The sequence below is a fragment of the Bacteroidia bacterium genome (assembly GCA_023228875.1).
Lineage (GTDB): Bacteria > Bacteroidota > Bacteroidia > NS11-12g > UBA955 > JALOAG01.
Genome location: JALOAG010000003.1, coordinates 173,380 through 186,227, shown reverse-complemented (window position 1 = coordinate 186,227; position 12,848 = coordinate 173,380). Strand labels below are relative to the sequence as shown.

The 12,848-nt window shown below is 36.7% G+C and carries 9 protein-coding genes; 5 read left to right on the top strand and 4 right to left on the bottom strand.

What is annotated here, in order from left to right:
- Window positions 1-50 precede the first annotated feature (50 nt).
- The 3 genes from tsaD (at window position 51) to M0R38_05185 (ending at window position 3,126) form a co-directional block, all read left to right on the top strand.
- Window positions 51-1,058: a tRNA (adenosine(37)-N6)-threonylcarbamoyltransferase complex transferase subunit TsaD gene (gene tsaD / locus M0R38_05195; GenBank protein MCK9481141.1), complete on the top strand. Its 1,008-nt coding sequence runs from the start codon at window positions 51-53 to the stop codon at window positions 1,056-1,058.
- A gap of 68 nt (window positions 1,059-1,126) precedes the next feature.
- Window positions 1,127-2,098 (top strand): SIS domain-containing protein, encoded by a 972-nt coding sequence (locus tag M0R38_05190; protein MCK9481140.1) that lies wholly within the window; start codon window positions 1,127-1,129, stop codon window positions 2,096-2,098.
- 20 nt (window positions 2,099-2,118) lie between these two features.
- A complete protein-coding gene (locus tag M0R38_05185) occupies window positions 2,119-3,126 on the top strand; it encodes a fumarylacetoacetate hydrolase family protein (GenBank protein ID MCK9481139.1) in 1,008 nt (335 codons plus the stop codon).
- 10 nt (window positions 3,127-3,136) lie between these two features.
- Here the strand turns inward: M0R38_05185 and M0R38_05180 are convergent, their stop codons facing one another.
- From M0R38_05180 to M0R38_05165, 4 genes are all read right to left on the bottom strand, one after another.
- Window positions 3,137-5,065 (bottom strand): T9SS type A sorting domain-containing protein, encoded by a 1,929-nt coding sequence (locus tag M0R38_05180; GenBank protein MCK9481138.1) that lies wholly within the window; start codon window positions 5,063-5,065, stop codon window positions 3,137-3,139.
- Window positions 5,066-5,243: 178 nt separating this feature from the next.
- Window positions 5,244-5,825, bottom strand: a complete 582-nt coding sequence (locus tag M0R38_05175) for a phosphoribosylglycinamide formyltransferase (GenBank protein ID MCK9481137.1) — start codon at window positions 5,823-5,825, stop codon at window positions 5,244-5,246.
- Window positions 5,822-6,859, bottom strand: a complete 1,038-nt coding sequence (locus M0R38_05170) for a DUF4837 family protein (protein MCK9481136.1) — start codon at window positions 6,857-6,859, stop codon at window positions 5,822-5,824. The genes M0R38_05175 and M0R38_05170 overlap by 4 nt, the downstream gene beginning before the upstream one ends.
- A complete protein-coding gene (locus tag M0R38_05165; protein MCK9481135.1) occupies window positions 6,856-8,238 on the bottom strand; it encodes a transglycosylase SLT domain-containing protein in 1,383 nt (460 codons plus the stop codon). Before M0R38_05165 ends, M0R38_05170 begins: the two co-directional genes overlap by 4 nt.
- Before the next feature lie 272 nt (window positions 8,239-8,510).
- Here M0R38_05165 and gcvP point away from each other — a divergent pair, with 272 nt between their 5' ends.
- Both gcvP and M0R38_05155 read left to right on the top strand, forming a co-directional pair.
- Window positions 8,511-11,387 (top strand): aminomethyl-transferring glycine dehydrogenase, encoded by a 2,877-nt coding sequence (gene gcvP / locus M0R38_05160; protein ID MCK9481134.1) that lies wholly within the window; start codon window positions 8,511-8,513, stop codon window positions 11,385-11,387.
- Between the two features lie 106 nt (window positions 11,388-11,493).
- Complete coding sequence (locus M0R38_05155; protein MCK9481133.1) at window positions 11,494-12,843, top strand: Na(+)-translocating NADH-quinone reductase subunit A; 1,350 nt, start codon at window positions 11,494-11,496, stop codon at window positions 12,841-12,843.
- The last annotated feature ends 5 nt before the right edge of the window (window positions 12,844-12,848 follow it).

Genomic DNA, 12,848 nt, shown 5'->3' with positions numbered 1-12,848 from the left:
TTATTTTTGTGCCCACTTTCAAACTTTGCAAAAGTAATTAAAATTCAGCCGTGTCCCCCACTCTATTAGCTTTAGAAACCTCTTGTGACGAAACATCAGCATCAATTATTTCAGGTGGCAAAATACTTGCCAATATAATAGCAACACAAGAAATTCATTCACAATATGGTGGCGTAATTCCTGAATTAGCTTCACGTAACCATGATTTATATATCAGTTCGGTTACACAAGAGGCTCTAAAAAAAGCTGACAAGTTACTTCAAGACCTTGATGCTATTGCAGTTACACAAGGACCTGGCTTGCTTGGGGCATTATTGGTTGGGAATACCTTTGCCAAAGGTTTATCATGGAGTTTATCAATCCCTTTGATTGGGGTACACCATTTGCAAGCACATATTTCAGCACTATTTATTGACAATCCCACACCCCAATTCCCAATCTTAACCTTATTAGTATCAGGCGGACACACCCAATTGATTTTTGTAAAAAACCACACTGATTTTGAACTATTGGGACAGACTATTGACGATGCTGCCGGAGAAGCCTATGACAAGACTGCAAAATTATTAGGACTTCCCTACCCGGGTGGGCAACATATAGACAGACTTGCAAAACAAGGCAATCCACTTGCATTTTCCTTTCCGGAACCAAAAGTATCCGGATTGGACTTTTCTTTTAGTGGGTTAAAGACTGCCATTTTATACTTTGTTAACAAGCAAAAACGACAACACCCTGACTTTGTTAATCAACATATCCATGACCTCTGTGCTTCTATACAACATACAATTAACTCTTACCTTATTGACAAGCTACATAAGGCACAAACAATATACAGCCCTAAGAGCATTGCAATAGCGGGAGGGGTTTCTGCCAATTCAGATTTACGAAAAAAATTAGTGTCCTTAGGTTACAGTACGAATGTGCAAGTATTGATTCCAACATTTGAATATTGCACAGATAATGCAGCAATGATTGCAATGGCTGCACATTTTGCTTTCCAAAAGAAAGATTTTATTTCACTTGACAGCCTGCCGTTTACAAGAGACAGTAAACGCTGATTTCCTCCTTTGTGTAACATTTTTTTCAAAACACTTAAACTTATATCTTTGCCCGCCTATTATTGTTTATGATAACACACGAAAGCTCATTAATAGCCTTTGAAGAACAGATTCAATATGCTCTCAAAGAATTTGATGAAAATAAAGTTCCTTCAAAGCTTATTCAAAACATTGTATTATGTGGTCTTGGAGGCAGCGGTATAGGTGGGAGAATTGCAAGAGGCTACTTTCTTCAAACATCACACTGCCCGATAGAAGTATATTCGGACTATTTCCTCCCAAACTATATCAATCAAAATACATTGGTAGTCTTATCATCATATTCAGGAAATACAGAAGAAACCTTAGCAATGTTTGAACGTGCACATCAAGCAAATTGTCAAATCATTGGGATCTGTTCCGGAGGTGAGCTCGCAACAAAACTTAAAGAGTACAATCTTCCATTTTTCATGGTACCAAAGGGTTACCAACCTAGAATGGCATTAGGTTTTTCGCTCGCTTTGAACTTGCTAATTCTTGGAAAAATATTTGGTAGTAATATACAACAAGAACTCAAGGACAGCTTAGAAATTTACGCTAACAAAGACGTACTACAACAATCGGCAAATGTATTATTCAAGCAGTGGAGCAACGCTCCTCAACTGCCAATCCATGTATTTTGCGATGAATATTATTCAGGTGTTGCCACTCGATTTTGCCAGCAGGTGCAAGAAAATGCAAAAGGGCAAGCCTTCGCATTTGTACTTCCTGAAGTGAATCATAATGTAACAGAAAGTATTTATGGTCATCTAAATGCAAACATCTTGTTTTTGAATTCAGGCAATAATTCCAGAGTAAACATGCGATTCAAATTCTTAGAAGACTTGCTACATACAAATGGCAATTCAGTTACCAAAATAGACATTAAAGGTTCTGATCTGAAAGAAATTCTTAGAATAATTTATATTCTCGATTGGGCGAGTATTTTGCTCTCAAATGCAAAATCAGTAGATAACATGAGTGTAAAGAACATTGAGAAACTCAAAGATTATTTAAAGTAAATCAAACATAAAATCAAAAAATGAAATTCATAACATATAGCAAAAACAATCAAATTCATGTTGGATTTGTAAGCAATAATCACATTTTACCTATTCACACCATCGACAACTCAATCCCTGATGATATGCTTAGCATCATTAAAGCGGGAAATGCTACCTTAGATAAAATAAGAGCGATGGAGCAAAGTGTTTCTTCAGGAAAATATATGGAATTTGCATTAGACTTTCAGACCACACAACTGTTGGCACCTGTTCCAAATCCGGTTAGCACAAGAGATGGCTATGCTTTTAGACAACATGTTGCAGCAGCCAGAAGGAATCGCAAAGTAGAAATGATTCCAGAGTTTGACGAATACCCTATTTTCTATTTTACCAACCACAATGCAGTTCAAGGACCCGGTGAAATTCTTTGCATGCCTGATCATTTCCAAAAACTTGATTTCGAATTAGAAGTGGCGGTTGTTTTAGGTAAAAATGGACGTAATGTAAAAGCCGAAAATGCAGACGAGTATATCTTCGGATACACGATTATGAACGACATGAGTGCGCGCACTTTACAGATGGAGGAAATGAAACTGAATCTTGGTCCTGCAAAAGGAAAAGATTTCTCAACTGTAATTGGTCCCATGCTGGTTACACCAGATGAGCTTGCAAAGTATAAAACTGCTGCCAAACCGGGGCACAACGGCAATAATTACAACCTCGATATGAAATGTTGGGTTAATGGACAGTTAGTTTCTCATGGCAACGCAGCTGACATGGACTGGACATTTGCAGAGATTATTGAAAGATGTGCATACGGAGTAAATATTTTCCCTGGTGAAGTGATTGGTTCCGGCACAGTAGGAACCGGTTGTTTCTTGGAATTAAATGGGACAGGCTTGTTGAATGACCCAAGTTACAAACCTCAATGGCTCCAACCCAATGATGTGGTGGAAATGGAAGTTACAGGTCTTGGAAGGCTCTCTAACACAATTATTGCTGAACAGACTGATTTCTCAATTTTAGCATTGAAAAAGAATCAATAGCTATCTTTAGTTATTGATTTACTATTTTACTTAACGTAATTTTTTCTCCTATTTGAATTTTGACCAGATAGATACCTTTTAACTCAGGTAGTTGTACTTCTGTACTATGGTCTTTCTGTCCAAAAGAAGACACGAGTTGTCCTAATGGATTAAAAATCTCAACCTTAGCTCCGGCAACATCATCACTGAATGTAACAGTAAAGTTACCATTATTAGGATTAGGAAATATCTCGAATGATTTAAGCTGAGAAATCACAAAGATAGAAGCAAGACCTTTCTCCACAGTTTGACCGTTAAAGTCAGTTTGCTTGAGTTTATAAATATTTTTTCCTGTAAGCAGGTCGTTATCATATAATTGGTAAGAATGATATTGGTTACTATTACCTGCTGCCTCAACTTGTCCCAATTCTTTCCAATGAACTCCATCAGTACTTTTATAAATAGTAAAATGACTGGCGTTCATTTCCATAGAAGTAGCCCAATCAATATAAGCAACCTCATTATTGACAGATGTAGCTCTAAAGAAAAGTAAATCTACCGGTAAGGGGGTTTTCCAAAATGTAAAAATTCCTTGATTATCAATATTGGATGCACTACCTGCAGTATTGGATGTACAACCATTACAATTCTGCCCTGGTGCTCCATTGAGTGTAGTTGTATTAATATTATTCGTTGGTATTGTCGGAGTACTAAAAACCACTACACCTTGGGCACCGGCTCCTCCTCCTCCATGTGCATCTGTATGAATAACACTTGAACCATTTGCCCCGTTTGCAGAAATATTTAACACACAAGCACTAATTGCATTCCAATTATTTACATTAAAAACAATCGTACCACCAGCACCACCGCCACCTCCTCCATCATTTCCTGACGTTGGATTTGCACTTTCTCCATTTGCACTGATTACTAAAGGACCTCCGGAACATGCAGTTTCAATAGTATTTGCCTGAATAAAGATTGCTCCTCCACCATCACCGCCTTTTGTTGCTTGATTGGGCGATTGATTCCCTTGACCTCCACCACCGCCTCCACCCAAAAACAATCTATCGGGAGCTATGTGCCCTTGCAAAGCAATACCGCCAATCCCTCCGGATGTATATGTACACAACCCATTAAAAGAAGGATTGCCACCTCCCCAACCGTTTCCACCTAATCCCCCGGCAGAAAAGTTTCCGCCACCACCGCCTCCTGCATTATGATAGTTGCCACCGCCACCGCCTGTTAATATTTTTCCTCTTCTATTATTAAAGGTCGAATTAGTATCTCTATAGATTCCCTCACCCTTTTCACCATAGTAAGTATTATTTTCAATATAGCGTGTTTCTTCGCTTGAATTACAATCTCCAGAGGCTGTATTCCATCCTGGTGCTCCACCTCTAAACCCTTTACGATCTACATTAATATTATGATTAAGCGTTAGAGTGCCATCCACAACCATGATCAACGCCCCACCAATATTACCATTCCAAGCCAAAGCTGTTAAATCCCCTGTTGTAGTATATGAAACAAAATGCCTCACTGAAATTACTTGTACAGAAGAGTTTGAGCCAATATTATAAGAATTATCAATTTTATCCAGCGTCAACGTGCTCACATTAGGACCACTCATCGTACGATTGGTTATAACACATATTTCAAACTTGCCGGCATTACTGATACTTGAAAGATCTCCGAATGTTGATGTATCACTAGTATTCGAACCGATTACATCATCTTGGACTTGCCAAATCATTACTTGTTCACCCACATTAAAAGTGTCATTTGTATAATCGCATTCACCTGCACTTGTACTTAAAGTTAAAACTTTGGTAACAGAATTAACATTTGTTACTTTTGCATAAGCATTAATATACTGTTGTGCAGAACAGCTATTATTAACACTAAATATTATTCCAAAAATAACCAAAATGACATAAAAGACTTGTATATTTTTCATAACTTGCACTCAAAATAATTACTCTCAACAACAACTACATAACATAACTAATACTCCCTCATTGAGAATAATTTAATTATTGACCGGCAAATATAATCACTTATAATAATTGTACGTCATTATCAAAACACTTACATATCCACATTTGACACGTAACAATATAGCAACTGTCGGAATGTTAATGATAGGAAGTAATATATCTTTCAATAACTGTTGAAAAATTTTCATACTCTAGCGCATGAATTTTCTCTGCTAGCGTTCCGGGTGTGTCTTGGGGAGCAATTTGAATTTCCGCTTGAAAAAGGATTCTGCCTTTGTCATACTCATCATTAACTAAGTGAATTGTTATACCGGACTTTTCTTCTTTTGCCTGAATAACTGCATGATGGACATTCATCCCGTACATTCCTTTGCCTCCATATTTGGGTAATAGTGCCGGATGGATATTGATAATCCTTTCCGGAAAAAGATGGATCAATTTCTGCGGAATTAACCATAGAAATCCTGCTAACACAATAAAATCAGCTTTGAGTTTTAATAACTCATTTGCTACTACATCCGAGTCTCTAAATTCGATTCTAGAAAACAGATAAATCGGAATATGGTATTTTGAAACTCTATCTATTACTCCAGCCTGCGGATTATTGGTAAAAACTGCTACTACTTCGATTGATTTATGAAATTTAAACTTCCTACACAACTGTTCTGCATTGGAACCACTCCCTGAAGCGAAAATAACAACTCTTTTCTTTTGTATCATTGAATCGTATATCCTAAAGCCTCCAATGTCCTCAGATTCTTTGATTTTGATTTATTTGGAGCATAAATAAATCCTTCGAAGAAAAATATATATCGGTTATCCTTTGACAAGACAGCATAAAGCACATAAGGACCTCCCATAAATTCACCTTGCACAGTCCACCAACCTCTTAGTTTTTTTGCATAAAGTCCATTTATAGTTTGATATTCGGAGAACCTTGGATAAACATCACTTGCAGACGTAGTCATGTAAGTTCCTTCTCTTGGACCTGGCACTTGTGCTTTCATCATACTGTCTCTATAATTAAATAGATATTCATCATTGAATTGTGCAGTATCGCTGTATGGAACGCGATAGCAAAATATCCCTTGTTGTTCGTTTGAAAAACGTTCACCATACCAATAGAACTCTCCTGACTTTTTCAATAATTCAAAATTGTCGGGTATGGCAACTCCACTTCCTAAGACTGATTTAATTTGTTTAAATTTTGCATTGGATGTATCAGCATTATTAGGAAATAATCTAAGCGCAAAATCTTTGACTTCATTGTTATAAAGAGTGGTTAATAAATTATCCTGTATTTTAAGCAGCTTTTCTTTCATTTCGGCTGCATCCCTAGCAAATAAGAAGTAAATCTTTTGAGGTTCTGCATATTTATTATTAATATGAATAGGCATACCTGATTCATCATTAAAATATGCTTCTAAGTCAGCTGATGCAATTTGTGGTACTAAGATTTTAAACTCTTCGTAATTCTCTTTAGTTATCAAAAACAAAATTGTTTGATACTCCATGAAACTTCTTTTAAAGGCATCCTTATCCATTTTGGATAGTTTGAAGTACGCTTCAGACATTGCTAACCAAGGTTGCGGCTCATAAAACACTTTATCTAATGTTGAATCAATTTCATGATATAGTTGATCGGAAGTAACTAAAACTAATCTTCCAGGTTCACCTTTGGATGTTACAACCGGTGAATCATTAAAACAAGAAACAAAAAATAATGCAATGAGTGATACTACAACAAATCTCATAGCCCCTGGCATTTAGGGTAAATTTTAATAACAGTACCTCTGCTCAACAAATCACATTCTGAAATAATATCATTATTTGCGATTGTTTTTTCAAAGTCACACATTCCGATTTTCTCACAAATAGCTCCTAATGTTTCATATTCGTCTAAAACGACATAATAAGCATATTCTTGGTTTGCAAAATTTACATTCACATCAGGAGTAACGGTTTTATAGATTTTGAGTGATTGACCCGCAAAAACTACTTTCTTTTTAAGTTTATTCCAACGAATAATATCATCAACAGTAACATTGTATTTAGAAGCAACACGATACAGGGTTTCGCCTTTGTGTACTTTGTGATATACCAATTTCTTTGAACTTTGGTAATTATTGCTGAATACTAAATTATCCTGAACAGAATAAATAAACTCCTCCATTTCAATAAACTGCATTGCTGCATAATACGGCAAGTAAAGGCGTTTATCATTGTAAAATTCAGGGATAAAATCCATTTTATAAAAGGCATTATATTCACTAATAAAACCCGGTTCCCAGTCCAATAAAGCTGAGGCTAAGTTAAGGTTCATCGGCTTTGATAATTCTACAGGAACTATTTTATAATACTTATCCTCACAAGCGAAAAGTGAATTCAAGTCAACAAAGTTCATTACAAAAACTGCTGCAATAAATTTTGGTACATATTGCTGTGTCTCGCGCGGAAGGAACTTTCTAACTGACCAATAATCTCTTTTGCCTCCTGAACGTGCAATTGCTTTGTTAACATTACCCGGACCACAGTTATATGCAGCAAGCGCCATAAACCAATCACCATACAATGTGTACATACTTTCTAAATAGGAGAAAGCCTTCTCTGTAGATTTTACAATATCCTTACGTTCATCAATTTCACCATTTATTTGCAAGTTCATCAACCTACCTGTCCCCTGCATAAACTGCCACAAACCAGTCGCGCCACACCATGAAACCGCATTGGGATTTAGCGCAGATTCTATTACCGCAAGATACTTAATTTCATCCGGCAACTTTCTTTTGTCTAAAACCTCACTAAAGATTGGAAGATATGTAACACTATTAGGTAAGGTTTTAGCCATAAATGTGCTTGCCGGATTGGTCATAAAACCAATTTGACGCGCAACATCAGCATTGTATTTAAAATCAAACCTACTGCCCAACATTTTCATTTTAGAATAAAACAACTCCTCTGTGATGGGTTGTTCAAATACATTAATCTTATTCTCAAACTTAGAATCAAAACGCAATAACTGCATTGTTAAGCTATCAATACGATTAATTGAGTTGACTTTATCTCCTTCAGATGCTTCAAGAATTGTGGTATGCAGAGCGAAAAGGCTCAATATTAAAAAGCCTCGCTTCATTAAATATCCTACCTTATTGAGTATGGGTTGAAGGGTATTTTGCATTTTTTGTAAACGGCAAAACTAATTTTTTATTTTAAACGCACAAACTTGAATTGCATAACCAAAGATGTGTTATGTTGAAAATTGACGACTTTAAACAACTTCTTGACAAATCATTAATTGTAAAGCCAAATAAAGAAACACAGTGCAATTTGTTAATAAAAGGATAAAAACTAACACCCATTTTTTCATGTTAAAAAATACTACTTTTGCACAACCAAAAATCAATCATGAAATTATCAACTCAACCCTTTCACAGCTTTGTTGACAGGCATAACGGACCTAACCAAAGCGAAGTAGAGCAGATGCTTAAAACATTAGGCTTAAATTCAGTAGATGAATTAATTAACAAAACAATTCCTAAGAATATTCGTCTTGCAAAAGAACTCAATCTTGCTCCGGCAATTTCAGAAAATGAATTGCTCGCAAAGCTTAAAGTAATTGGTGCAAAAAATAAAGTTTACAAAAACTACATTGGATTGGGATACTATGACACTTACACTCCGGGTGTGATTTTACGCAATATCATGGAAAACCCTGGATGGTACACACAATACACTCCTTACCAAGCAGAGATTTCTCAAGGACGACTTGAAGCTCTATTAAACTTCCAAACACTTATCATCGAGCTAACGGGAATGGAAATCGCGAATGCTTCATTATTAGATGAAGCTACTGCTGCTGCTGAGGCAATGAGCATGTTCAAGAATCTTTCAGTAAATAAATCAGCTACTAAATTTTTTGTTGATAAAGAAGTATTTCCACAAACTATAGATGTAATCAAGACACGTGCACTGCCTCTTGGATGGGAAGTTGTCGTTGGCGATTATAATACTTTCTCCCCTTCGGTTGATTTCTTTGGCGCCTATATTCAATATCCTAACAACACAGGAAACATAGTGAGTTATCAATCATTTACAGAAAAATGTCATGCTGCAAATATTTTAGTGTGTGCCGGTTCTGATTTGTTAGCGCTCACCATGTTAACCCCTCCTGCTGAATGGGGTGCAGACTGTGTAATTGGTTCTACGCAAAGGTTTGGCGTACCGATGGGTTTTGGCGGACCTCATGCCGCATTCTTTGCCACAAAAGATGAATATAAAAGACAGGTTCCCGGTCGTATTATAGGCGTTTCAATTGATGCAAATAATGACCCTGCACTGCGAATGGCACTGCAAACCAGAGAACAACACATTAGAAGACAAGCTGCTACTAGTAATATTTGTACCTCTCAGGTGCTACTTGCTATCATGGCATCCATGTATGCTGTATATCATGGTCCAAACGGTTTAAAAGCTATTGCTTCTAAAGTTCATTTCCTAACCAAATCACTTGAAAATGCACTTACATCACTCGGTTTTAAACAAGTAAATAAAAATTTCTTTGACACCTTATATATAGATGCAGGTTCTAATTTAAATGCAATTAAAAACTTTGCAATCAGTGCAAATATTAATTTTAGATACTTTGAAAACAATCATATAGGAATTTCGATTGATGAAACAAGTTCAGAAGAAGATATTCAAACAATAGTGAATTTATTTGCGCAAACAGCAGGCAAAAACCACACTTGCACTTTCCATGAAAACAGTGAATTAAGTTGGGAGCGAGAATTTGTAAGAACCTCTGCTTACTTAACCCATCCGGTGTTTAACAGCCATCACTCCGAACATCAAATGTTAAGATATATAAAGAGGTTAGAAAGCAAAGACTTATCATTATGCCAAAGCATGATTTCATTAGGTAGCTGTACAATGAAATTGAATGCAACAACAGAAATGATTCCTGTTACATGGACAGAGTTTAATAGCCTACACCCTTTCTGTCCTGCTGATCAAATAGAAGGATATACCGAGCTTTTAAAAGAGTTTTCAAATGACTTAGCAGAAATCACAGGATTCTCCGGTGTATCACTGCAGCCAAATGCCGGTGCACAAGGTGAATATACCGGACTTTTGGTCATTAGAGAATACTTTTTAAACAAAGGTGAAGCACATAAGAATGTTGCATTGATTCCGGAATCTGCACACGGTACAAACCCGGCAAGTGCAGTAATGGCAGGGATGAAAGTGGTGGTTGTTAAAACAGACACAAAAGGAAATATTGACTTTGAAGATTTAAAATCCAAAGCGGAAGCAAACAAAGACAACTTAGCATGTCTAATGCTCACCTACCCTTCAACATTCGGGGTATTTGAAGAAGGAGTAAAAGAAGTAACAGACCTGATCCATTCTTATGGCGGACAAGTTTACATGGATGGAGCGAACATGAACGCTCAAGTAGGTTTAACCAGCCCCGGCAATATCGGAGCAGATGTTTGTCATTTGAATTTACACAAAACCTTTTGCATACCTCATGGAGGAGGCGGACCGGGTATGGGTCCTATTTGTGTTGCTTCTCACCTTGTTCCTTTCTTACCCGGACATTCTTTAGTTTCTACAGGTGGTAATAAAGGAATTGGAGCAGTCTCTGCTGCACCATTTGGCAGTGCTAACATTATTCTAATTTCTTATGCTTATATCAAAATGATGGGTGCTGCTGGATTAAAAAGAGCTACACAAATAGCTATACTGAATGCTAACTATATGAAAGCACGCCTTGAAACAGTTTATCAAACAGTATATTCAGGCAAAAATGGATATGCTGCACATGAATTTATTCTTGATATAAGACCATTTAAAGCTACCAGCGGTATCGAAGCAGAAGATATTGCAAAAAGGCTTATGGATTATGGCTTCCATGCACCAACCCTGTCTTTCCCGATACCAAATACGCTGATGATTGAACCAACAGAAAGTGAGTCAAAAGGTGAACTTGACAGGTTTATTGACGCTATGTTATCAATCAGAGAAGAAATCAGAGAAGTCGAAACAGGAATGATGCCAAAAGAAGACAATGTGTTGGTTAATGCACCCCACACAGCTAAATCTGTAATTGCAGATGTATGGGCGCATCCATATAGCAGAGAAAAAGCAGCTTATCCGGCATCATTTGTTTTGCAAAACAAGTTTTGGGCTACGGTTTCAAGAGTAAACAGTACTTATGGTGACAGGAACTTAATTTGCGCTTGTCCTCCCATAGAAATGTATGCAGAAGCTAATGCGTAAAAGAAGTGTAAGCAATAGCATCATATAAATAACATTTTATCCAAAATTCACTTTGCAGATTGAAGATAACATCTAATTTCGCAGCGGTTTTAAAAAGTGCTTAGGCATGTCAAACACAATAAAATTAAGAAAAGGCTACGATATAAAACTCACCGGGACAGCTACAAAATTCGAGCTTCCTTCGTTTTCATCTCGTGTATTCGCGGTAAAACCGCCTGATTTTAAAGGACTCATCCCCAGACTAATGGTAGAACAAGGTTCTGAAGTAAAAGCCGGTTCTCCTATTTTTCATGATAAAGCGGATGATAAAGTAATTTTTACTTCTCCGGTTAGCGGTGAAATTGTAGAGATTGTAAGAGGTGAAAGAAGGGTTATATTAGAAATCCATATTCTCGCTGATGCTAAGAATGAATTTGTTGATTTCGGCAAAGCAAATCCAAGTACACTGTCCGCAGAGGAGATTAAATCTAAGTTACTACAAAGCGGATGTTGGACACTCATTCGTCAACGTCCTTTTAACAAGGTGCCTCAAACAGAATTAACACCAAAGAACATTTTTATTTCCGGATTTGATTCATCTCCTTATGCTACCGATTTAGAATTTGCAGTGGCCGGAGAAGAGCAGCAATTACAAACCGCAATAGATGCTTTGAGCAAAATCACTGAAGGCAAGATTTACGTAGGTCTTTCTGTTGCGCAAAAAGGTCATAGCATATTTGAAAAATTGCACAATGTTGTCATTACATATTTTGATGGTCCTCATCCGGCAGGCAATGTTGGAATTCAAATACATCATACTGCTCCCATAAACAAAGATGAAACCGTTTGGACTGTTAATGCTCAAGACTTAGTTACTATTGGTCGTTTGTTTAACAACGGTGTGTATGACACTTCAAGATTCTTTTCAATATCAGGCAACTTAGTAAACAAAAGAGGTTATTTTAAATCAAATATTGGCTGTCAAGTAAGTAAGGTATTGGAAAACAACATCCAGAACAAGGCTGTTCGTATTATCAGTGGCAACCCTTTGACAGGAGATAAAATTGATATCAACGGGTTTATTAGCACTTTTCATACTTCAATTTCGGTAATAGAAGAAGGTACAGAGCCTGAGTTTTTCGGCTGGTTATTCCCAAGCTATAAAAGACCTTCGCTTTCAAAAACATTTACATCTTATATGAACCCTCAAACTGAGTATAATGTAAATACCAATATGCATGGTGAAGAAAGAGCCTTTGTTGTTTCCGGTGAATATGAAAAGGTTTTACCAATGGACATTCTCCCATTACAACTTATGAAGGCATGTTACACATTCGACATTAACAATATGGAAGGCTTGGGTATTTATGAAATAGTGGAAGAAGATATCGCTCTTTGCGAATTCGTTTGCACTTCTAAGATGCCTTTACAACAAATATTAAGAGAAGCAATTACTTATTTAGAAAGTGAGTCATAAAAACA

Coding starts and splice junctions, on each gene's coding strand:
- M0R38_05190 (MCK9481140.1), top strand. CDS start 1,127: ATGATAACACACGAAAGCTCATTAATAGCCTTTGAAGAACAGATTCAA.
- M0R38_05185 (MCK9481139.1), top strand. CDS start 2,119: ATGAAATTCATAACATATAGCAAAAACAATCAAATTCATGTTGGATTT.
- M0R38_05180 (MCK9481138.1), bottom strand. CDS start 5,065: ATGAAAAATATACAAGTCTTTTATGTCATTTTGGTTATTTTTGGAATA.
- M0R38_05175 (MCK9481137.1), bottom strand. CDS start 5,825: ATGATACAAAAGAAAAGAGTTGTTATTTTCGCTTCAGGGAGTGGTTCC.
- M0R38_05170 (MCK9481136.1), bottom strand. CDS start 6,859: ATGAGATTTGTTGTAGTATCACTCATTGCATTATTTTTTGTTTCTTGT.
- M0R38_05165 (MCK9481135.1), bottom strand. CDS start 8,238: ATGAAGCGAGGCTTTTTAATATTGAGCCTTTTCGCTCTGCATACCACA.
- gcvP (MCK9481134.1), top strand. CDS start 8,511: ATGAAATTATCAACTCAACCCTTTCACAGCTTTGTTGACAGGCATAAC.
- M0R38_05155 (MCK9481133.1), top strand. CDS start 11,494: ATGTCAAACACAATAAAATTAAGAAAAGGCTACGATATAAAACTCACC.